The 21,684-nt window shown below is 64.5% G+C and carries 15 protein-coding genes and 1 tRNA gene; 5 read left to right on the top strand and 11 right to left on the bottom strand.

From position 1 onward, the window contains the following. The first annotated feature begins 3 nt into the window (after nucleotides 1-3). Together JOF28_RS04775 and JOF28_RS14795 are read left to right on the top strand one after the other, a co-directional pair. Nucleotides 4-984 (top strand): ABC transporter permease, encoded by a 981-nt coding sequence (locus JOF28_RS04775; RefSeq protein ID WP_342452082.1) that lies wholly within the window; start codon nucleotides 4-6, stop codon nucleotides 982-984. Next, the gene (locus JOF28_RS14795) at nucleotides 981-3,626 is read left to right on the top strand and encodes an ATP-binding cassette domain-containing protein (RefSeq protein ID WP_342452083.1); all 2,646 of its coding nucleotides are present in this window, start codon (nucleotides 981-983) and stop codon (nucleotides 3,624-3,626) included. Before JOF28_RS04775 ends, JOF28_RS14795 begins: the two co-directional genes overlap by 4 nt. A 100-nt stretch (nucleotides 3,627-3,726) precedes the next feature. Here JOF28_RS14795 and JOF28_RS04785 read toward each other — a convergent pair whose 3' ends face one another. Beyond that, nucleotides 3,727-6,015, bottom strand: a complete 2,289-nt coding sequence (locus tag JOF28_RS04785) for a bifunctional alpha,alpha-trehalose-phosphate synthase (UDP-forming)/trehalose-phosphatase (RefSeq protein WP_245189872.1) — start codon at nucleotides 6,013-6,015, stop codon at nucleotides 3,727-3,729. Between the two features lie 560 nt (nucleotides 6,016-6,575). On the opposite strand from JOF28_RS04785, the gene JOF28_RS04790 reads away from it, so the two are divergent. Continuing rightward, nucleotides 6,576-7,745, top strand: a complete 1,170-nt coding sequence (locus JOF28_RS04790) for an IS1249 family transposase (RefSeq protein ID WP_209704716.1) — start codon at nucleotides 6,576-6,578, stop codon at nucleotides 7,743-7,745. A 126-nt stretch (nucleotides 7,746-7,871) separates the two neighbouring features. Here the strand turns inward: JOF28_RS04790 and JOF28_RS04795 are convergent. The 3 genes from JOF28_RS04795 to typA form a co-directional block, all read right to left on the bottom strand. Beyond that, nucleotides 7,872-7,945: transfer RNA gene (locus tag JOF28_RS04795), tRNA-Pro, on the bottom strand. A 119-nt stretch (nucleotides 7,946-8,064) separates the two neighbouring features. After that, the gene (locus JOF28_RS04800) at nucleotides 8,065-8,802 is read right to left on the bottom strand and encodes a maltokinase N-terminal cap-like domain-containing protein (protein ID WP_209704717.1); all 738 of its coding nucleotides are present in this window, start codon (nucleotides 8,800-8,802) and stop codon (nucleotides 8,065-8,067) included. A 143-nt stretch (nucleotides 8,803-8,945) separates the two neighbouring features. After that, complete coding sequence (gene typA, locus JOF28_RS04805; protein ID WP_209704718.1) at nucleotides 8,946-10,850, bottom strand: translational GTPase TypA; 1,905 nt, start codon at nucleotides 10,848-10,850, stop codon at nucleotides 8,946-8,948. A 161-nt stretch (nucleotides 10,851-11,011) separates the two neighbouring features. Here typA and JOF28_RS14655 point away from each other — a divergent pair, with 161 nt between their 5' ends. Both JOF28_RS14655 and JOF28_RS14660 read left to right on the top strand, forming a co-directional pair. Next, nucleotides 11,012-11,470 (top strand): MFS transporter, encoded by a 459-nt coding sequence (locus tag JOF28_RS14655; RefSeq protein WP_280909308.1) that lies wholly within the window; start codon nucleotides 11,012-11,014, stop codon nucleotides 11,468-11,470. Between the two features lie 8 nt (nucleotides 11,471-11,478). Further along, a complete protein-coding gene (locus JOF28_RS14660; protein WP_280909309.1) occupies nucleotides 11,479-12,219 on the top strand; it encodes an MFS transporter in 741 nt (246 codons plus the stop codon). Nucleotides 12,220-12,301: 82 nt separating this feature from the next. Here the strand turns inward: JOF28_RS14660 and JOF28_RS04815 are convergent, their stop codons facing one another. From JOF28_RS04815 to JOF28_RS04845, 7 genes are all read right to left on the bottom strand, one after another. Then, nucleotides 12,302-13,999 (bottom strand): dipeptide ABC transporter ATP-binding protein, encoded by a 1,698-nt coding sequence (locus JOF28_RS04815; RefSeq protein WP_209704719.1) that lies wholly within the window; start codon nucleotides 13,997-13,999, stop codon nucleotides 12,302-12,304. Then, nucleotides 13,996-14,982 (bottom strand): ABC transporter permease, encoded by a 987-nt coding sequence (locus JOF28_RS04820; RefSeq protein ID WP_209704720.1) that lies wholly within the window; start codon nucleotides 14,980-14,982, stop codon nucleotides 13,996-13,998. Before JOF28_RS04820 ends, JOF28_RS04815 begins: the two co-directional genes overlap by 4 nt. Nucleotides 14,983-14,984: 2 nt before the next feature. Next, nucleotides 14,985-16,058, bottom strand: coding sequence for an ABC transporter permease (locus JOF28_RS04825; protein WP_209704721.1), 1,074 nt, complete (start codon nucleotides 16,056-16,058; stop codon nucleotides 14,985-14,987). Nucleotides 16,059-16,129: 71 nt separating this feature from the next. Beyond that, nucleotides 16,130-17,749: an ABC transporter substrate-binding protein gene (locus JOF28_RS04830; RefSeq protein WP_209704722.1), complete on the bottom strand. Its 1,620-nt coding sequence runs from the start codon at nucleotides 17,747-17,749 to the stop codon at nucleotides 16,130-16,132. Nucleotides 17,750-17,984: 235 nt separating this feature from the next. Continuing rightward, nucleotides 17,985-19,715 carry a dipeptide ABC transporter ATP-binding protein gene (locus JOF28_RS04835; RefSeq protein ID WP_209704723.1) on the bottom strand — a complete coding sequence of 577 codons (1,731 nt, stop codon included), beginning with the start codon at nucleotides 19,713-19,715 and terminating at the stop codon, nucleotides 17,985-17,987. Next, nucleotides 19,712-20,683: an ABC transporter permease gene (locus JOF28_RS04840; protein ID WP_209704724.1), complete on the bottom strand. Its 972-nt coding sequence runs from the start codon at nucleotides 20,681-20,683 to the stop codon at nucleotides 19,712-19,714. The genes JOF28_RS04835 and JOF28_RS04840 overlap by 4 nt, the downstream gene beginning before the upstream one ends. Continuing rightward, complete coding sequence (locus JOF28_RS04845) at nucleotides 20,676-21,602, bottom strand: ABC transporter permease (RefSeq protein WP_209704725.1); 927 nt, start codon at nucleotides 21,600-21,602, stop codon at nucleotides 20,676-20,678. The genes JOF28_RS04840 and JOF28_RS04845 overlap by 8 nt, the downstream gene beginning before the upstream one ends. Nucleotides 21,603-21,684: the final 82 nt, after the last annotated feature.

Genomic DNA, 21,684 nt, shown 5'->3' on the forward strand with positions numbered 1-21,684 from the left:
CGCGTGGACGGAAGGTTGCGGGGCGTCGTGGGCACCATTGCCGCGAGGGTGGGCTCTGCCCTCCTCGTGGTGTGGGCCACCGCCACGATCGTATTTTTTGCGCTGCGTGTCTCGGGCGACCCGCTCGAGGCGGTCATGGGCGGCCCCGGATCGCAGGCCGGCCCCGAAGCACAGGCCGCCGCGGCTGCGACCTACGGCTTCGATCAACCGCTGATTGTGCAGTATCTGCGGCAGCTGTGGCAGGTGTTGACGCTGCAGTTTGGCGATTCATACACCCGCAAGCAGCCCGTCGTTGATCTCATTGCCGCAAACTTTCCGTCCACGGCCCTGCTGGCCACCCTCGCGTTGCTACTCGCCTGGGTGCTCGCGGTCGCCGGGGTGCTGATTGCCCAGACATCCCGGGGTCGCGCCGGCCAGCTCGTGCGCAGCACCCTCCACGGCCTCGAGACGATCGCCTCGGTCACCCCGCAGTTCTTTCTCGGCGCGATTCTGATTCTTGTGCTCGCGAGCGGGCTCGGCTGGTTTCCGGTCACCGGATCGGGGGCCTCAGCCCTCGTGCTTCCGGTGATCACCCTCGCGGTGCCGGTGGCGGGTTACCTCGCCCACGTAATGCACGGGTCGCTCGCCGAGGCCGACGCGGCTCCCTTCGCTCTGTCGGCCCGCGCGCGCGGGGCGTCAGAGGCCCGCGTGGTGCTCACCCACACGCTGCGCCACGCGGCCCTGCCCGCGCTCGCCCTCTCGGGGTGGGCGTACGGCTCGCTGCTCAGCGGTGCGGTCGTCGTCGAGGCGCTCTTTGCCCGGCCCGGGCTCGGGCGGCTGCTGCTCGAAGCCGCCACCGGGCGCGACGTGCCCGTCGTCATTGGCAGCGTCTCGATCATCGCGCTGTCGTACGTTGTCATCATGCTGGTGTCAGACGCCATCGAGATCGCGGTTGACCCGCGGCTTCGCCCGGCTCCGCGCCGCGTTCAGGAGGTCGCGCTGTGAAAACTCGCGTGCAATCCATGCACTTCAATTGGCCCGTGATCGCCAGCTGCGCGGTCGTCGCGGCCACGCTCACCGCCATCGCCGCACCGTCGCTCATTGCGCCCGGTGACCCGCTCGCGGTGCACCCCATCGATGCGTTCACTCCCCCGTCGCTTGCGCACCCCTTCGGCACCGACGAGTCGGGCCGCGACCTGTTCACCCGCGTCGTGCACGGCACCCGCGCCTCGGTGGGCATCGGCGTCGCCGCCACCCTCATCGGTGCCGGTATCGGTGCGCTCGCGGGCTTCGCCGCGGGCCTGGGCCCCAAGCTCGCCGACCGCGCGTTCTCACGCTTGTTCGAGGTGCTGTTCGCGCTGCCCACCCTCGTGCTCGCGCTGCTGTTTATCTCGATCATGGGCGGCGGCACCGCCTCGTCGGTGCTTGCCATCGGCATCGCGACCATCCCCGGTTACGCACGCATGCTGCGGGCGCGGGTGCGCGGCGTGGCCGCCAGCGACTACGTCGAATGGGCCCGGCTTGACGGGGTGAGTGGCCCGCGCGTCTTCAGCCGCCACATCGCGCCCAACTCGCTGTGGCCCCTGGCCTCAGCCGCGACCCTCGGCATCGGCCAGGCCATCATTTGGGTGTCGGCCCTAGGCTTTCTCGGCCTCGGCACCGCGCCCCCTGCCCCCGAGTGGGGAGCGATGCTCAACGCGGGCCGCGTCTACCTCACCTCGGCGTGGTGGATGACCGTGTTCCCCGGTCTCGCCATCGTCGCCATCGCGAGTGCGCTCACCGTGCTCGGCCGGGCGGCGGGCGCCCCGCGCACCCACCGCACTCGTACCCGCACCAGCATCCGCGCAAGTGGTCGCGCAGGTAGTCGCGCCGCTGCCCGTGCTGGCGAAGCGGGCACTTCAGCTGCCGTCGATCGCTCAGCCGCGCCGGTAGTTGCGCCCGCTGCCGCCACCGCAACCGACACCGTAACCGACACTGCGACCGCCGCGACCGCCGCGCTGTCGATCACCGACCTCAGCGTCTCAACGGCCGCGGGCGTACCCGTGCTCGATCGCGTTTCGCTGAGCGTGGCCCCCGGCGAGTGCCTCGCCATCGTGGGTGAATCGGGCGCCGGTAAATCGGTGCTCGCCCGCACCCTCTTGGGCCTCACCCAGGAGGCCCCCGAATGGCGCGTGTCTGCCGCAAGCCTCGCCATCGCGGGCACCGAACTGCGCGACGCATCCCCCCGCGCTTGGCGCCGCACCCGCGGCACCGGCGTCGCCCTCGTGCTGCAAGATGCGCTGCAGTCGCTCGACCCGCTGCGCACCATCGAAGACGAGGTCGGTGAAACACTCGCCCTACGCGGAGTGCGCGGCTCCGCCCTGCGCACCCGCGTCATCGCGGCCCTCGAAGCCGCCGGGCTCCCCCAAGCAGCTTCACGATTGCGGCAGCGACCGAGCGAGCTGTCGGGCGGTATGCGGCAGCGCGCCCTCATCGCGTCGGCGCTCGTGGGCGACCCCGCCCTGCTCATCGCTGATGAACCGACGACCGCGCTCGACCCGGCGACGTCGTTGCGTGTGCAGCGACTGTTTCGCAGCATCGTTGACGACGGCACCTCGGTTGTGCTCATCAGTCACGACCTCGCCAGCGTCGCACGCACGGCCGACCGCATCGCGGTGCTCGAGCGCGGCCGCATCGTCGAGTACGGCGCCGCCGCAGATCTGCTCGAACACCCGCAGCACCCGGTCACGCAGGCACTGGTCGAGGCCATTCCGCGCGGCCCCAAGCCCGCAACCCCCCGCTCGCTGACGGCTGCGCACACGGGCGAACCGCTGCTGCAGTTGCGCGATGCGACCGTGTGCTACCCCAAACCGGGCGGCGGTGAGACCGGCATGTTTGGCATCGACCTCACACTCACCCGCGGCGAAACCCTTGGGCTCGTCGGTGAATCGGGGGCCGGTAAATCGACGCTCGGCCGCGTCATCATCGGCGCCGAGGCCCCACAGCAGGGGTCGCGCGAGTTCGTCAGCCCGGGCTGCCGCATCCGCCTGATCCCGCAAGATCCCCTCGCGAGCTTCGACCCGCGGTGGCGCATTGAGCGCATTCTGCGGGCGTCGATCCGGATCGACACCACAGACCAGGCCGCGGCAGCCGCGCAGCCACAGCTGCAGCCACCCACGCCGGCCGAGCTGCTCGCGCTCGTGGGGCTCGATGCGGAGATGCTGCGGCGGTACCCGGCGCAGCTCTCTGGTGGGCAGCGGCAGCGCGTCGCGATCGCGCGTGCGCTCGCGGCCTCGCCCGATGTGCTGGTGTGTGACGAGGCGGTGTCGGCGCTCGATGTCACCACGCAGGAGGGTGTGCTGAATCTGCTGCGTGACCTGCAGGAACAGCGCGGTGTCACGCTCGTGTTCATCTCGCACGACCTCGCCGTGGTGCGCAGCATGGCCGATCGCATCGTCGTGATGCGCGACGGCCGCATCGTTGAGCAGGGCGATACCGAGACGGTGATCGCTACGAGTCAGGAGCCCTTCACCCGCGCCCTGATCGAGGCGAGCGAGCTCAGCGAGCTACCCGCGAAGGCTGAGCAGTCAGCACAGTCAGCGCACGCAACAGAGCAGGTCGGGAAATCGGAACAGACTCAAACGGCTGAGCCTGTGCAAGCGGCTTAGGCCAGAAACAGAGCGCCGCTGCACGCGGCAGCACACAGCACGCGGGCTGGGCTGGGGAGACGTTCCCCGGCCCAGCCCGTGTTCTTGTTTTTACCTCTTGCTAGGAGCCGATCACCGTTCCGGTGCGCAGCTCGGCCAGCATGGCAAGCACCGCCGCGACGCTCGCCGGGTCGGCGACCCGCTGCGTAGCCGCGGTCTCACCGTCCCCCACCTTGATGCCGAGGTCGTCGTGGCCGAGCACCGCGAAAGCGTCTTCGTCGGTGACGTCGTCCCCCAGAAACAGCACGGGAGCGAGCGGAAGCGCCGCACGAATACGGTTCAGCACATCGCCCTTGTTGCTCTCGCGCACCGACATCTCGCGCACGCGCTTACCCGCGCGGGTGTGCAGGCCAGCTGCCTCACCGATCTCGACCGCTGCCGTGAGCAGCTCTTCGGCTTCGATCTCGTCTTTCACCTCGCGCGTGTGCACCGCGAACCCGAAGGGCTTCTCTTCAAATCTAACCCCGGGCACCTGACCGAGCGCGCGGTGTACGCGGCGTTGGGCGCGCTGCAGTGCCTCCCGCTCTTCGTCGGTGGGCGGGGCAAGGGTCTCAACACCGGTGGTGCCGGGAAGTCCCATGAGTTCGGCGCCGTGCGATCCGGAGATAATCCAGCCATCGCTCGCCACCTGGGTCTCAGCGAGCCCCGCGAGTGAGCGGCCGGTGAGCAGCACGACCTGCACCCCGGGGGCCTCGCGCAGCACGTCGAGGGCCTGCTGCGCGCGCGGCAGAATGCGGGCGTCAGCGGGCCGCTTCACGAGCGGGGCAACGGTGCCATCGAAATCGATCGCGACGGTGAGCTGCGGGGCCGCAGCCAGCCGCCTGATGCGGTCATCGACCTGGCGCGGCACATATGCCGCCGACACTTGGATGGGTTCGGTGCGGCCGCCGGTTTGGGTCTGCGTCTTGGCATCTGCCGCAGCGCACACCGCGCCCAAATAGTTCTGTGCCCAGTGGGCCACGTCGTTGTTGTATACCGCGCGCCGCATACCGCGCATGCGCCTCGCCTGCTCGCGCTCGGGCATGTGCGCGGCACGCAAGATGGCGGCCTTCAGCCCCTCAATATCGTGCGGATTGACGAGCAGCGCGTCACGCAGTTCATCGGCGGCGCCCGCGAACTCGCTCAGCACGAGCGCGCCGCGTTCGTCACCGCGGCAGGCCACATACTCCTTGGCCACGAGGTTCATGCCATCGCGCAGCGGGGTAACGAGCAGCACATCGGCGGCGAGATACAGCGCCACCATTTCGTCTTTAGTAAAGCTGCGGTGCAGATAATTGACCGGTGAATGACCGATGCTGCCACGCTCACCGTTGATGCGCCCCACCGTGACCTCCACGTCGTCGCGCAACTGCCGGTACGCTTCGACCCGCTCACGGCTCGGGCTCGCCACCTGCACCAGCACGGCCTCGGCCGGTTCAAGCTCACCATCGGCGATCAGCTCATCGAACGCCTTCAGGCGGTGCCTGATGCCCTTCGTATAGTCGAGCCGGTCGACCCCGAGCATGATCGTTTTGGGGTTGCCCAGGTCTTGCCTGATCTGGAGCGCGCGGGCCCGAATCTCGGGCTGCTCGGCAATCTTTGCGAAGGCCGCGGCATCGATGGAGATGGGAAACTCTTGGGCAAGGGCAGTGTGCCCCGGCTGTTCGCCGCGGGCCGGCGTGACGATCGTGTTACCGATGGACGGGGCGGTGCCGTAGCGCTCGGCCACGGCACGAAAGCTGATCGCGTCGGCCACGCGTTGAAACCCGATCACGTCTGACCCGAGCAGCCCCTCAACCAGTTGCCTGCGCCAGGGCAGCTGCGCGAAGATGCGGCGGGGTGGAAACGGGATGTGCAGGAAGAACGCGATCGTAAGATCGGGGCGGGCCTCGCGCAACATCGCGGGCACCAGCTGCAGTTGATAATCATGCACCCACACAATGGCGCCGTGACTGGCTTCTTGCGCCACGCGGTCGGCGAAGCGGCGGTTCACCGACTGATACCGATCCCACCATTCGCGGTGGTACTCGGGTTTCGCGATCACATCGTGGTAGAGCGGCCAAAGCGTGCCGTTTGAAAAACCCTCGTAGTATTCGGCGACCTCGTCGATACTCAGCGTGATGGGAGCGAGGCGCATGCGGCCCACTTCAAAGGGCTCGATCTCTTCGCCGGCGTCGCCCGCCCAGCCAATCCAGACACAGCCCAGCTGTTCAACAATCGGTTCAACGGCGGTTACCAGCCCGCCCGGCGACGCGCGCCAGTGCATGCTGCCGTCTTCAAGGGTGACCCGGTCAACCGGTAGTCGGTTAGATACCATCACCAGTTCGCGCCCACCGGTCATGTGGGTCATCTCGGCAATTGCTTCAGTCATCGCGGATGTTGCAGTAGTTGCATTCATTGCAGTCATTGCACCTCCAAGTGGCTCTCTGGGCAGTCTACCGAGGCACCTGTAGAGACGGTGGAAAAGTTACTTTGCAAGGCCTGCATGCAATATCTACGTAATGTTTGGGCAACATGTTGAGCTGCGCGATGCTCGGCTGGGCTTCGACTGCGGCGGCTCGAGATTTACAGGTTCGGCCAGACCCCCTGGCGAGAATGACCGCGTGCACCCGATCTCGCAGGTGCAGCTTCGCGAAAACTGTTTCCAGTCGTCCTCTGTCGCTCGGCCGAATTGGTACCTGTGACCGATCTTCATGGCCGCTTTTGAGAAACGTATCTTTCCTGTGTCAACATGCGAGTTCCCCAAGCCGGAGACAGCATCGCACATAGGCGCAAGAGGAGTTTGGCCATCTGGAAGACGAAGAACCGAATAGTTCTTTGACCTATACGCCGAAAATCCGGCCTATAGGACAAAACGTGTGTACGAGATCTTGATCTAGCCCCAGGATGACGCGGTAAACCCAGGGAAGCTATGCCCGGGCACCCTTAACTGTGCCCAAAAGCGAGAACACCACCACCTGCCTGATATACAACACCAAGCTCGTCAGGAATGGCACGACCCCCGCGGGAACCGTGCGTTGGAGATGCCCCAAATGCGGTGCTTCATCGGTTCGGAAACGCCCCGATGTGACACGCAAAGCGCAACTGGATCAGTTCCTCGCCTGGATCACGGGGAAGGCCTCGCAGGCTGATCTCGGAGGTGCCAGCGCAGCTCGACAGTTCCGCCGCACGACGGCCTGGTGCTGGGCGCTCCGCCCCGTCATTCCAGTCACTGGCGCGGTGTACGACGTCCTCCAGATCGATGGGTTCAATCTGCGGACAGGCTGGTGTGTGCTGGTCGCCACTCACCGCGGAACCGTGGTCGCGTTCCAATGGTGTTCTCGTGAGTCAGCGGCTGCTTGGGGCGCGCTCATGCAACGGCTGCCGGCGCCCCTGGTCGTGGTGTGTGATGGCGGATCGGGCATGCATGCTGCGCTCAATACTCATTGGCCTACGGCCCAGGTTCAACGCTGTCTCGTGCATCTCCAACGCAACGTCCGGAAACACGTCACGACCCGCTCAAACACGCCTGCCGGTCAGGGGTTGTGGGGCCTTGCTCTGAAACTCACCCGCGTAAAAACTGTCACTGGGGGCGAGGAATGGGCGCAGCTTTTCCTGGCCTGGGAGAACTCGTTCCTGCACCTCACCAAGGAACGCACGTATCGCAAACACGCGGCCGAGGTGCCGTCGTGGGCGAGGCCGAACCAAACCTGGTGGTACACGCATCAACGCCTCAGGTCGGGCTACCAAGTGCTACAACGCGCTATCCAGGGCGGCCATCTATTTACGTTCCTCAGCCCGCAACTCGCGCATCTCAATGTGCCCTCCACGACGAACGAGATCGAGGGAGGCACGAACTCCCAGATGAGGCTTCTGCTCCGCCTCCATCGGGGCATGCCAGAAGAACATCAACGACGAGCGATCGAGTGGTGGTTGTATCTGCATTCAGAGTTCCCGAACCCAGCAGTGATCCTCAAAGAACACCAACCCGAGAAACGGCAACACACGAACACTGCACAACCAGAGTCGAAAGATCCAGCAGCGCCAGTATCGCTCTATGACACCGGCCTCGATGCCAACGAAGGGCTATGGACACGCAGCGGATGGGCGGGCAGGCCCTGAGACACGCTCAACAAAACCCACACGTTTTGTCCTATAGGCCGAAAATCCACCTGTACTGAATCTATACTATAGCCTCTAAAACGAAAACAGGCCTGATCAGAATTATCTTCTGATCAGGCCTTTTCGTCGGGATGACAGGATTTGAACCTGCGACCCCGTCGTCCCGAACGACGTGCGCTACCAAGCTGCGCCACATCCCGATTGCTTTTTCAAGCAATCTCTACTTTAGCGAGGTGTCCCCCAAAAACTGAAATCGACACCCAACAAAGCGTGTCTCCGCGCGCGCCCCCGCTCGGCTCGGCCCCGATGCCGGGCAAGGTTAGACGCGCAGGGTCGCGAGCAGCGCCCCGATGCGGCGCGCTTCAGCGCTTGCACCCGCGCCAGCAGCTACATCAGCGTCACCGGCCGCCGCGTCAGCTGCGCCCCACGCCGCCCGCAGCGTGTGGGTGCCCGGGGCATCCTCGGTGCCGTCGCACTCGGGGTCGATGATGCGGTGCAGTTCGAGGGTCGCGAGCTCAGTGTGGGCCACGCTGTTCGATCCCTGCTGCTCCACCTGTGCCGCCCACAGCTCGGGCACCGCCACGCCCTGCGATCCGGTGCCCGCGACGCGCACGCTGGGCTCGCGCTCGATACCCACCTCCGATGCCTCTGGGCCGCCCGGGGTGCTCACGAAGTCAGCTGCAACGAGAAACTCGCGACTGCCCGTGCCGCCCTGGGCGATCGCCGCCGCAAGCGCCGCCCGATACACGGGGTCGCCGATGGCGTCGCTCACCCATCGCGTGCCCAAGATGCCGTGCTCGATCGTGCCGGCCAAAAACTCTTCCCCTGAAGCCAGGGGCGCGCTGCGATACGTCAGGGGCGCGTGAAAGACCCGCGCATCGCCCGCGGTGAACAGGTGCCCTTCGCACCCCACCTCGCCCTCGGGGTCGTCAAAACGGTACGACCCGACCGGTTCAAGACGGCTAATATCGCCCGTAAACCACGGCTGCGAAGGCAGCCAAGCCTTGATCAGGTCATACTTTGAAGGGGTCAGTTTGGCCTGGTAGATGATCGACATACCCCGATCCTACGCACGAACCCGCACAATTTGAATGACCGCAACCTGCCAACTCGCGCGGTGCGGCCGCCAGCAAGATCACCCCGCAGACGCAAAAATTCCCGCCCGGCCGAAGCCGAGCGGGAATTCTTACAGCGAGAACCTTACTTCTGGTTCTTTACGCGCGAAGCCGTGCGTGCGCGAGCGTTAGCCTCGAGCACGAGCTTGCGAATGCGCACCGCCTCGGGAGTAACCTCAACGCACTCGTCCTCGCGGGCGAACTCGAGGCACTCTTCCAGCGTGAGCTGGCGAGGGGGCGTCATAGCTTCGAAGCTGTCAGACGAAGCTGCACGCATGTTCGTGAGCTTCTTTTCCTTAGTGATGTTCACGTCCATGTCTTCTGAACGTGAGTTCTCGCCAATGATCATGCCCTCGTAAACCTCAGCGGTGGGCTGAACGAAGAACGACATGCGCTCCTGCAGGTTGATGAGCGAGAACGGCGTTACCACACCGGCGCGGTCAGCAACGATTGAACCGTTGTGACGGGTCACGATGGGGCCAGCCCACTCGTCGTAGCCGTGCAGAATGGTGTTGGCGATACCGGTGCCGCGCGTGGTCGTCATGAACTCCGAACGGAAGCCGATGAGGCCGCGTGACGGAATGATGAATTCCATGCGTACCCAGCCGGTGCCGTTGTTCACCATGTTCTCCATGCGACCCTTACGCGTCGCAAGCAGCTGCGTGATCGCACCGAGGTGCTCTTCGGGGGTGTCGATGGTGAGGTGCTCGTACGGCTCGTGCTTCTTGCCGTCAACCATACGAATCACTACCTGGGGCTTGCCCACGGTGAGCTCGAAGCCCTCGCGGCGCATGTTCTCAACGAGGATCGAGAGGGCGAGCTCGCCACGACCCTGTACTTCCCATGCGTCGGGGCGGTCGGTGTCGAGCACCTTCAGCGAAACGTTACCGATGAGCTCGCGGTCAAGGCGGTCCTTGATCATACGAGCGGTGAGCTTGTGGCCCTTGACCTTGCCCACGAGGGGCGAGGTGTTTGCACCGATGGTCATCGAGATCGCGGGATCATCGATTTCGATCATGGGCAGGGGGCGCACGTCGTTTGCGTCACAGATCGTCTCACCAATGGTGATGTCTTCGATACCGGCGATGGCGACGATGTCACCGGGGCCAGCCTTCTCAGCGGGGAAACGCGTGAGTGCCTTGGTGAGCATCATTTCGGTGATGCGCACATTGGCAACCGTGCCGTCTGACTTCACCCAAGCAACGGTCTCACCCTTGTGGATCCAGCCGTTGTGCACGCGCAGCAGCGCGATACGGCCGAGGAACGGTGAGGAGTCAAGGTTCGTGACGTGTGCCTGCAGGGGCGCCTCGTCATCGAATGCGGGAGCGGGGATCTGCTCGATGATGGTCTCGAACAGCGGCTCGAGATCAGGGTTGTCGGGCAGCGAGCCATCGGCGGGGCGGTTGTGCGATGCAGCACCGGCGCGACCCGAGAGGTACACAACGGGCACGTTCAGCACGGCGTCGATGTCGAGGTCGGGTACTTCCTCAGACAGGTCAGAAGCCAGGCCGAGCAGCAGATCCTGAGCTTCGCCCTCAACCGCTTCGATGCGCGAGTCGGGGCGGTCGGTCTTGTTGACCGCGAGGATCACGGGGTGCTTGGCCTCAAGAGCCTTGCGCAGCACGAAGCGGGTCTGGGGCAGGGGGCCCTCAGATGAGTCAACGAGCAGAACGACGCCGTCAACCATCGACAGTGCGCGCTCCACCTCGCCACCGAAGTCAGCGTGGCCGGGCGTATCAACAACGTTGATCACGATGGGGCCATTCTTCGCGTGCACGCCCTCGTAAGTGATGGCGGTGTTCTTCGCGAGAATTGTGATGCCCTTCTCGCGCTCGAGGTCGTTCGAGTCCATGACTCGTTCGTCCATCTCAGCGTGAGCATCGAACGAGTTGGTCTGGCGCAGCATCGCGTCCACGAGCGTGGTCTTGCCGTGGTCGACGTGTGCGACAATAGCGACATTGCGGAGGTCTTCGCGAGTGGCGAGAGCCATAAAGGTAGTGTCCTAACGAGACGAACGGAGTCGACACGGCGGGATGCCATGTTCGGCGCGTGAAGACACTCGAAAGCACTCCAAGCGGGCACGAAGAAGATGCCGACGAGCAATTCTAACTGATACCGGGGGTTCCCGGCTGGAAGCGAGCAGTAAACCACATGAAATCGGCCTCACGTGGTCTCACGACTGGCTTACTCGTTACTCTAGCGTTTCTTTCTGCGGCTGGCCCATTCGCGACGGATCTCTATCTCCCAACGTTCACCAATATTGCGCATGATCTGGGAACTGTGCCCTCTGGCGTGCAGCTCACCCTCACCGCATTCATGTTCGGTTTGGGGCTCGGGCAGCTCTTCTTGGGGCCGATGTCAGATAGTTTTGGCCGCCGAAAAATTTTGCTCATTGGACTTGGTGCGTTCACCGTAGCGAGCTGTGCGATGGTGTTTTCGCCCACGATCGAGGTGTTTATCGCGCTCAGATTCGTGCAGGGCATGGCCGGCGCCGCAGGCATTGTGCTGGCCCGGGCGATCGTCGCCGACCTCGCCAAGGGCACGGCCGCGGTTCGCGCATTCAGTCTGCTCGCCATGATCGGGGCGGTCGCTCCCCTCGTCGCCCGGTGAGCGGCGGCATGCTCACCGAGCACGTGGGGTGGCGCGGGGTGCTTGCGGCGCTGGGCGTCGTCACGGCGCTGATGTTTGTGCTCGCCCTGCTGCTGATTCCTGAGACGCTGCCCCTCGCGCAGCGCCACGACGGTGGGCTGCGGCGCGCGCTCAGCAACTTCGCCAGGCTGGGCCGCGACCGCGCATTCATCTTGCTGACGATCATGGTGGCCTGCAATTTTGGGGCACTGCTGGCCTACATTTCGGCGGCCCCGTTCGTCGGCCAGGTGATGCTGGGCATGTCACCGGCTCAGTTCTCGCTGTCGTTCGCGAGCGGCGCGGTCGCCATGGTGCTTACGAACTTCATCAATTCGCGCATGGCGGGCCGCGTGCCACCCACGCGACTCTTGTTCGTGGGGACGACGCTGGTGGGCCTCGCTGGCTGCGCCTTTGCGACGCTGGCGCTCACCGAGGCGCTGTCGATTCCCGCTTTCATCGCGTGCGCCTTCGTGATGAGCGGCGGCGTCGCGCTCGTGAGTGCGAACGGCACCGCGCTCGCGCTCGGCCTGGCTGATTACGCCCGCGGCTCCGGATCAGCGCTGCTCGGCTGCATCCAATTCTTGGGCGGCAGCCTCACTCCCCCGATCGTGGGCGCCTGGGGCGACCACACGGCCGTGCCCATGGCCACCACGATCATTGTCGGCGCTGTGTGTGCCTGCGCGTGCGCGGTGGGCGCTGCGACCGTGCTGCGTCGCCGCGCGCGGGGCTAGGCGCCACGAGCGCTCAGGCCACGACCAACGCAGCGGGCCCCAGTTCACTGAACTGGGGCCCGCTGTGTTGGTTCTTGCTGCGCTACGCGCTGCGACGCACCTGCTGCCACAGTGCGCGACGCTTCGCCTGGGCCACCGGATCCGGCACCGGCAGCGCCGCCAGCAACTCGCGCGTGTAGGCGTTCGAGGGCGCCCCCAAGACCTGGGCGGTAGTGCCCTGCTCTTGAATGCGGCCCTGCTGCAGCACGACGATGCGGTCAGAGACCGCGTCGATGACCGCGAGGTCGTGGCTGATGAACAGCGATGCGAAGCCCAGCTCGACCTGCAACTGCACGAACAGCTCGAGCACCGTCGCCTGCACCGACACATCGAGCGCGCTCGTGGGTTCGTCAGCGATCAGCAGCTTCGGGCCGAGGGCGAGCGCCCGCGCCAACGAGGCACGCTGGCGCTGGCCGCCCGAGAGCTCGTGCGGGTAACGGTCGCCGAAATTGGTCGGCAACCGCACCGCGTCGAGCAGCTCGTTGACGCGCGCCCGGGCCTGCTGCGGTGAGCTGGCCCGGCCGTGCACGATGAGGGGCTCGGCGATGCACTCCGCGATCGTGAGCAGCGGGTTGAAGCTCGTGGCCGGGTCTTGAAACACGAACCCGATCTCGGGGCGCAGGGGCGCCAGGTCACGGTTTTTCACACCGCGCATCTCGTGCCCGAGCACGGTGAGCGAGCCATCAACCACCTTTGTGAGGCCCACCACCGCACGCCCGATGGTGGTTTTGCCCGATCCGGATTCTCCCACGAGGCCCACGACCTCGCCCGGGGCGACCGACAGGTCGATGCCGTGCACGACGACGGTGGCGCCCTTACCGAAGCGGCCGGGGTACCCGATCTGGGCGTTCTTCGCGACGATCAGGTGGCCCGTGGTGTCGCGGCTGGCCCCCGCAGCTTCGGCGGCATCTCGCTCGCTCACCTCAATGCGTGATTTGCCGTGGCCCACGTGCGGTACCGCCGCGAGCAGGTCGCGGGTGTACTGCTGCGACGGGTTCGCGAACAGTTCGCGCACGGGCGCCTGCTCGATAATGTCACCGCGATACATCACGACAACGCGATCGGCGAGGTCTGCGACAACGCCCATATTGTGCGTAATGAGCACGATCGTCGCGCCGAACTCATCGCGGCACACGCGCAGCAGATCGAGAATCTCGGCCTGCACGGTGACGTCGAGGGCCGTGGTGGGCTCGTCGGCAATGATCAGCCCGGCGTTCATCACGAGCGCCATCGCAATCACAATGCGCTGCTTCTGCCCGCCCGAGAACTGGTGCGGGTACTCATCAATACGCGATTCCGGATCAGGAATGCCCACGCGCCGCAGCATATCGATCGCCTGCGCACGCGCCTGCTTCTTATCGATCTTGCCGTGGGCGCGCAGCCCCTCCATGATCTGCCAGCCCACGGTGTACACCGGGTTGAGGGCGGTCGATGGCTCTTGGAACACCATCGCGGCGTCGCGGCCGCGCATCTCGCGCAGCTGCGCGCCGCTCGCGTGCACGACATCGGTGTCGTGGCCCGCGCGCGAGCGAATCACCACGGCCCCCGACATGGTCGCCGTTTCGGGCAGCAGGCCGAGCAGCGCGTTCGCGGTGACGGTCTTGCCTGATCCGGATTCGCCGACGATCGCGAGCACCTCGCCCGCGTTCACCTCGATCGAAATGTTCTTCACCGCTTCGACGGGGGCGCCGTCGGTCGCGAAGGTGATGCTGAGATCTGTGATGCGGGCGACGCTAGTCATTTCTTCCCCTTTGCACGCTTGCGGGTACGCAGGCGCGGATCAGCCAGGTCGTTGAGGCTCTCGCCCACGAGGGTGACGCCCATCACGACGAGCACAATGGCGGCGCCGGGGAACACGCTGGTCCACCAGATCCCGCTCGTGACGTCGGCGACCGAGCGGTTGAGGTCGTAGCCCCATTCGGCGGCCGCGGTGGCCTCAATGCCAAAGCCCAAGAAGCCGAGGCCCGCGAGGGTCAACAGCGCTTCTGAAGCGTTCAGCGTGATGATCACCGGCAGTGACCTCGTCGAGTTGCGCAGCACGTGCTTGAGCAGAATGCGGTGCGTGGGCACGCCGATGACGCGGGCGGCCTCAACGAAGGGTTCGCTGCGCACCCGCACCACCTCGGCGCGAATCACCCGAAAGTACTGCGGCACAAACACAACGGTGATTGACAGGGCGGTCGCGAGGATGCCACCCATGAGGGTGGACTGGCCGCGGCTAATCACAATCGACATCACGATCGCGAGCAGCAGCGACGGGAATGCGTAGATCGCATCGCAGATCACGACGAGCACGCGGTCGAGAATGCCGCCGAAGTAGCCCGAGATGAGGCCGAGGGCGATACCCAAGAAGATCGAGCACAAGATGGCGGCGACGATCACAAACAGCGCCGTCTGCGCACCCCAGATGACGCGCGAGAGCACGTCGAAGCCCGACACGGTGGTGCCGAGCAGGTTGGTAGCGTTGGGGGCCTGCTGGGCACCGAATGACACTCCGTCGATGCCCTGCTGCGCCCAGGTGTAGGGCGCGATCCACTGGGCGCCCAGCGCGACGAGCACGAACACCCCGCAGATGATGAGGCCAGCGATCAGCATGCCGCGCTGCAGCCCCACGCTCTGGCGCAGGTGCGAGAGCACGGGCAGCCGGTCGCGCCAATCCTTTTTGCGCGGGGCTTCGAGAGCGAGCACCGAGGTCACGGGAGTCGGAAGATCTTGACGAGCCATGATTAGTACCTCACTCTCGGGTCGATGGCCGCGGCGACCAGGTCAACGATGAAGTTGGTGACCGCGACGACGACGGCGATCATCACGACGATGCCCTGCACCGCCACGAAGTCACGCGCCTTCAGATATTCGGCGAGCATGAAGCCGATGCCCTTCCACTCGAAGGTGGTCTCGGTGAGCACCGCGCCCGCGAGCAGCATGGCGATCTGCATACCCATCACGGTGATGATGGGTATGAGGGCCGGGCGGAACGCGTGCTTGGTGGTGAGCCGAAACTCGCTGACACCGCGTGAGCGGCCGCTCGTCACGTACTGCTGGCCGAGCGTGCCGATAACGTTGGTGCGCACCAGGCGCAAGAAAACGCCCGCGGTGAGCAGGCCAAGAGCTACGGCAGGCAAAATGGCGTGCCACAGCACGTCACTGATCGCGGCGCCATCGCCTAGCCTGATCGCATCGAGCAGGTAGAAACCGGTGGCCGAGTCAATACCGCTCATCGTGAGTTCGGTCTGGGTGCCGGCGCGGCCCGAAACGGGCATCCACCCCAGCCACACCGAGAACACGAGCTTGAGCAGCAGCCCGACAAAAAAGATGGGGGTTGCGTAGGCGAGAATCGCCATGATGCGCAGCACCGCGTCCTGCCACTTATCGCGGCGGTAAGCGGCGACCAGGCCGAGCGGAATGCTGACCGCGAAGGCAACGACGAGCGCGTAGAACGCCAGCTCGATCGTGGCCGAGCCGTACTGCAGCAGGATCTCGGTGACGGGGCGGCGGTCGGTAATCGAGGTGCCAAAGTCACCGCGGAAGATGCCGCCTAGGTAATCGAGGTACTGCACGAAAATGGGTCGGTCGAAGCCGGCCTCGTGAATGCGGGCCGCGAGCTGATCTGGCGGCAATCGGCCACCGAGCGCGGCCGTGATGGGGTCACCGGTGAGCCGCATCAAAAAGAATACGACGGTGACCAGAATGAGCACGGTCGGGATGATGAGCACGAGGCGAATCAGAATGTATCGCCACAGCCCTCCCCCGCCGGCTGTTCGTCGCGCTGCCGCGACGGGTGTGGGTGTATCTACAACCATGGAGAAATACCTCTACTAATACGACACCGGGCCGGGGCGCGCTTGGCGCCCCGGCCCGGTGTCAGCTCGCGCTACTTGGTGAGCGGCGCGTAACGGAACTTGAACGAGGCGTCGAGCGTGGTGCCTTCGACGTCTGCGCCGACAACGGCGACCTGCTTGCCCTGCAAGAGGGGAAGGGTCGAGATGTCAGCAGCTTCGATCTCTTGGATCTGCTCGATGAGCTCGGTGCGCTTGGCCGTGTCGGTCTCGGTCTGCTCAGCGGTGATCAGGTCAACAACCTCGGGGTTGTCGTAGTGGTTCAGCAGGAAGTTGTCCTTCGTGAAGAAGGGCGACAGGTAGTTATCTGCGTCTGAGTAGTCGGGGAACCAGCCGAGCTGGTACGCCGGGTAGACGTCAGCGGTGCGGTCCTTCGAGTACTGCACCCACTCGGTCTGCTGCAGGTCGACAGTGAACAGCTTGTCAGCCTCGAGCTGCGTCTTGATCATCGCGTACTCGTCGCCTGACGACGGGCCGTAGTGGTCACCGTTGTACTGCAGCTTCAGGTCGACGGGGGTGTCAACGCCAGCGGCCTTCAAAATCTCTGCGGCCTTCGCAGCGTCGGGGCCGCCCTGACCGTCACCGTACATTTCCTTGAACGGAGTGATCGCGCCGGTCATGCCCTCAGCCACGGGCGAGTAGAGCGGCGAGAAGGTGTCCTTGTAGACATCCTTCGCGAGTGCCTCACGGTCGATCAGCGAGGCGGCTGCCTGGCGCACCGCGAGCGCCTTGTCGGCATCGGGGTTGGGCGATGCAGCACCGTGGGGCATCGTGTCGAAGTTGAAGACGATGTAGCGAATCTCGCCGCCGGGGCCGTCAACGATCTTGACCTTGTCGTTCTTGGCGAGGTCATCGGTGTCAGTGGCCGACAGGCTGCGGAACGCCACGTCGATGTCACCGTTGCCGATGGCCAGCTTCAGGTTCGATGCGTCAGCGTAGTACTTCGCGCTGATGCCGGTGTTGTCTGCCGCGCCCAGGTTGCCCTGGTAGTCAGCGAAGGGGGTGTACGAGATGAGCTCGTTGAGCTTATAGGTGTCGATCCCGTACTGGCCGGCGAAGGGCTTGCCCTCGACGATGTCGGCGTCAGAGGTGACCGCGTCAGCGGCAAACACGTCTTCGTCAATGATGGGGCCGGCCGGGCTTGACAGGATCTGCGGCCAGATCTGGTCGTCACCGTTCTTCAGCTTGAACACGACGGTGAGATCGTCAGGCGTCTCAATACTGTCGAGGTTACCCAGCAGCGAGGCGGGGCCGTTGGGGTCATTGATCTTGACCACACGGTCGAATGAGAACTTCACGTCACTCGAGGTGAGCTCGTTACCGTTGGCGAACGTGAGCCCCTCCTTGAGCTTCACCGTGTACTCGGTGGGCGAGGTGAACTCTGCCGACTCAGCAATGTCGGGCGTGACCTCTGCCGTGCCATACGTGCTGTTGAGCAAGAACGGGTAGACCTGGTTCATGACCACGAATGAGCCGTTGTCGTAGGAGCCCGCCGGATCAAGCGACGTCACCTTATCGGTGGTGCCGACAATCAGGTTTGACGAGGCGTCGCCGCCCTCGGCCTTTTCCCCGCCGCTCGTGCTGCTGGTAGCGCAGCCCGTGAACAACAGGACGCCGGCTGCAAGCGCCGCCGTCGTCATCAGTGTTTTCTTCATAACTTTTGTCTTCCTTCGTTGCAAGACGTGCAGCTGTAATAGCTCCACGGAAGTTTCAGTGAAACAAGTTGAGCCTAGTAAACGACCGTGACATATCTCGACTCGGCGCGTCGATGTAATGCCTTTGTAACAAAAGCCTGTGCCTGTTCACCACGCATGGTGGCAAACAGACACAGGCTTTGTAGGTTAGGGAAGATCCCTGCCTGGCTCCAGCCAGGGGCTGGAGCCAGCTGAGTTAGGAGACCCCCAGCTCGATGCTCGCGCCAGGAATGGCCTCGAGCAGCTTGCGCGTGTATTCCTCACGCGGGTTCTGGAACACCTCGTCGGTGGTCGCCTGCTCAACGATCTGCCCCTGCTTCATCACGCACACGCGGTCAGCGATGAGACGCACCACCGCGAGGTCGTGGGTGATGAACAGGTAGGTCAGGCCCAAATCGCGCTGCAGCTCGGCGAGCAGATCGAGGATCTGCGCCTGCACCAGCACGTCAAGCGCCGAAACGGCCTCGTCGAGCACAAGCACATCGGGCTTCAACGCGAGCCCTCGCGCTACGGCCACGCGCTGGCGCTGGCCACCCGAGAGCTCATTGGGGTAGCGCGTTGCGAGTTCACGCGGCAGCGACACCTGATCGAGCAGCTCAAGCATGCGCGCCCTGCGGCTCGCGGCATCGCCCACGTTGTGAATCTTCAACGGCTCCATGATGGTGTTGCCGATGTTGTGCAGCGGATCGAGCGAACCATACGGGTCTTGGAACACCGGCTGCAGTGTGCGGCGCAGATCAAACAGGCGCTTGCCACTGAACTTGCTGATGTCTTCGCCAGCGATCTTGATGGTGCCCGCACTCGACTTTTCGAGCTGCAGGATCATCTTCGCGATCGTTGACTTACCCGACCCCGATTCGCCCACAAGCGCGAGCGTTTCACCGCGGTTCACGGTGAACGTGGCGCCCGAGACCGCGTGAAAATCTTCGTACCCGAAGTTTCCCTTGCGCAGCTTGTAGATTTTGCCGAGGCCTTCGACCTCGATCATCGGCTCGCCGTGCTTCACCGCGTTCGAGGGTCGCTCGCTCAGCGCCGCCATGTCGAAGGTCGACGTGGGGGCCGCGGGCAGCGTCGCGTCAGCGCCAATACGGCGCGAGGCGAGGCTCGGTGCTGCCGAGACCAGGCGCTTCGTGTACGGGTGCTTCGGGTGCTGCAGAATCTCGCGACTCGGGCCCGACTCCACAATGTTGCCCTGGTACATCACGATCAGCTTCTCGGCGCGCTCGGCGGCAAGCCCCAGGTCGTGGGTGATGAAGACCACGGCGGTGCCCAGCTCGCTCGCGAGGCCCTGCAGGTGATCGAGCACCACGCGCTGCACGGTCACGTCGAGCGCGCTCGTGGGCTCGTCGGCGATCAGCAGGCTGGGTTCAGCCGCGAGGCCGATCCCGATGAGTGCACGCTGCTTCATGCCGCCAGAGAACTGGTGGGGGTACTGCTTCATGCGCTGCGCGGCGTTCTGCAGGCCCGCCTGCTCAAGCACCTCCACAGCCTTCTCGCGCACGGCCTTGCGGCCCTTGGCCACACCGTTGGCGCGCACGGCCTCTTCGACCTGGAAGCCAACTGACCACACCGGGTTGAGGTTCGACATGGGGTCTTGCGGCACGAGACCAATCTCGCGACCGCGCAAACTTTCCATCTCGCGACGGCCCAGGCCCACGAGCTCGCGGCCCTTCCACTTCACCGAACCACCGGTGATGCGGCCTGTGCCGGGCAGCAGGTTGATGATCGCGTGCATCGAGGTCGATTTACCCGACCCTGATTCACCAACGATCGCGACGGTCTCACCGGGGTAGACATCGAGATTTACCCCGTGCACAACCTCTTTGGGGCTTTTCTTGGTACCGAACGCAACCCGCAGGTCGCGTACGCTCAGCAGCGGCTCCTCGAAGGAATCTGCTGCCGGGTTGGATGACGTTGCGTCGCTCATCGGCGGGCCCTCGCCTTCGGATCGAGTCCATCGCGCACAGATTCACCCAGCAGGATGAATCCCAGCACGGTGACGGTGAGTGCCAGCGAGGGGTAAATGAGGGGCATCGGGTCGGTGCGCAGCGACAGCTGAGCCTGACTGATGTCGTTACCCCAGCTGATGAACTGCCCGGGAGGCAGACCGACGCCCAGGAATGACAGCGTCGCCTCGGCCACAATCGCTGAGGCCAGCGACAGGGTCGTCACCACGATGGCCGGCGCGAGTGCGTTCGGCAGCACGTGGCGGGCGAGCGTGTTCATGCGCGACAGCCCGAGGGCCTCCGCCGCCATCACGAAGTCGGCGTTCTTCACGCGCAAGATCTCACTGCGCACAATGCGCGCGGTGATCGGCCACGAGAAGCCACCGATCGCAAGCGCGATCACGAAGGGGTTGCGGTGGTTCGACAGCACGCTCATCACGACAACGGCCGCGAGGATGTAGGGAATCGAGAAGAAGATATCGCCGAGGCGTGACAGCACCGTGTCAACGGCGCCGCCGAAGAATCCGGCGAGTGCACCCATCAACGTGCCAAACACGAAGGTGATCGCGATCACGATGAGACCCACCGACACCGAAGTGGGGGTGCCGTGGATGATGCGCGAGTAGACGTCGCAGCCCTGCTTGTTGAAGCCCAAGGGGTGGCCCGCGCCGGGCGCACCGTTGGAATTCGACAGTACACAGGCGCGCGGATCGACCTGAGTGAAAATACCGGGCAGCAGTGACACGAGGGCCACCAGCACGATGATCGCCACCGAGATCCAGAACATCGGCCGACCGCGCATATCGCGCCAGGCGTCGAGCCACAGGTTCGACTTCTGGGCCTTGATCTGCACGGCGTCGACGGCGAGCACGGGAGTCTCGTCGATCGGAGCGACGAAGTGTTCGATGGGCGGGCGCTGGGCGCGTGATTGATTCTGTGGCTCAGGCATAACGGATCCTCGGATCAAGCACGGCGTACAACAGGTCGACCAGCAGGTTGACGCCCAGGTAGATAAGCACCATCACGGTGACGAACGAAACGACCGTCGAGTTCTCACCCTTCAAGATGGCTTGGAAGAGCACGTTACCGACGCCGGGCACGTTGAAAATACCCTCGGTCACGGTGGCGCCGACCATCAGCGTGCCGAAGTCGGTGGCCGTGTTCGTGATCGTGGGAATGAGTGAGTTACGCAGCACATGAACGGGCACGACGCGGTTGCGGCTGAGCCCCTTCGCGTATGCGGTGCGCACGAAATCTTGGTTCAGGGTGTCGATCACCGAGCTGCGCGTGAGGCGCATGCTCGTGGCGTACAAGCTGACGCCCAGCACAATGGCGGGCAGCAGCAGATCCTTAAGCGGAGCACCCGAGCTCACGGTCGGGCTGAACCATCCAAGCTTCAGGCCCAAGCCGTACTGCGCGATGAAGGCGACCACGAAGATCGGCACGCTCAAGAAGAGCAGGCCGATGATCAGGTTGATGTTATCGAAGGCCTTGCCCTTGCGCAGGCCCGAGAACAGGCCCACGACGATAGCGAGGGCGAGCTCGATCACGATTGCCATGGCGGCGAGCTTGATCGTCACGGGGAACGTGCGCGCGAGGATCTGCGAGACGGGTTCGCCCGAGAAGCTCGTACCGAAGTCACCGATGAAGATGCCCTTGAGGTAGAGCAGGTACTGCACGATGAACGGCTGATCGAGGTTGTACTGCTTACGTACGGCCTCGAGCACGGCCGGGCTGGGCTGCTTGTCACCAAACATGGCCGCAATGGGGTCGCCCGGCATGGCGAACACCATGAAGTAAATCAAGAATGTGGTGCCCAGCAGAACTGGGATCACCTGAAGAAGTCGAAGGAGAATATATCTCAGCATGTCACGCTGCTCCCCCGGGTATGTGTCAGTTGCATGTCTAATACTTTCGCATGAATTGCGCGAACCACGCTACGCGACGACG

Origin of the sequence: Leucobacter exalbidus (genome assembly GCF_017834145.1) — a bacterium.
GTDB lineage: Bacteria > Actinomycetota > Actinomycetes > Actinomycetales > Microbacteriaceae > Leucobacter > Leucobacter exalbidus.

Excerpts from the sequence above, each read along its gene's own strand:
- JOF28_RS04785 (WP_245189872.1), bottom strand. The coding sequence starts at position 6,015 with ATGACTGAAGCAATTGCCGAGATGACCCACATGACCGGTGGGCGCGAA.
- JOF28_RS04800 (WP_209704717.1), bottom strand. The coding sequence starts at position 8,802 with ATGTCGATCATCTACCAGGCCAAACTGACCCCTTCAAAGTATGACCTG.
- typA (WP_209704718.1), bottom strand. The coding sequence starts at position 10,850 with ATGGCTCTCGCCACTCGCGAAGACCTCCGCAATGTCGCTATTGTCGCA.
- JOF28_RS14655 (WP_280909308.1), top strand. The coding sequence starts at position 11,012 with ATGAAATCGGCCTCACGTGGTCTCACGACTGGCTTACTCGTTACTCTA.
- JOF28_RS14660 (WP_280909309.1), top strand. The coding sequence starts at position 11,479 with ATGCTCACCGAGCACGTGGGGTGGCGCGGGGTGCTTGCGGCGCTGGGC.
- JOF28_RS04815 (WP_209704719.1), bottom strand. The coding sequence starts at position 13,999 with ATGACTAGCGTCGCCCGCATCACAGATCTCAGCATCACCTTCGCGACC.
- JOF28_RS04820 (WP_209704720.1), bottom strand. The coding sequence starts at position 14,982 with ATGGCTCGTCAAGATCTTCCGACTCCCGTGACCTCGGTGCTCGCTCTC.
- JOF28_RS04825 (WP_209704721.1), bottom strand. The coding sequence starts at position 16,058 with ATGGTTGTAGATACACCCACACCCGTCGCGGCAGCGCGACGAACAGCC.
- JOF28_RS04830 (WP_209704722.1), bottom strand. The coding sequence starts at position 17,749 with ATGAAGAAAACACTGATGACGACGGCGGCGCTTGCAGCCGGCGTCCTG.
- JOF28_RS04835 (WP_209704723.1), bottom strand. The coding sequence starts at position 19,715 with ATGAGCGACGCAACGTCATCCAACCCGGCAGCAGATTCCTTCGAGGAG.
- JOF28_RS04840 (WP_209704724.1), bottom strand. The coding sequence starts at position 20,683 with ATGCCTGAGCCACAGAATCAATCACGCGCCCAGCGCCCGCCCATCGAA.
- JOF28_RS04845 (WP_209704725.1), bottom strand. The coding sequence starts at position 21,602 with ATGCTGAGATATATTCTCCTTCGACTTCTTCAGGTGATCCCAGTTCTG.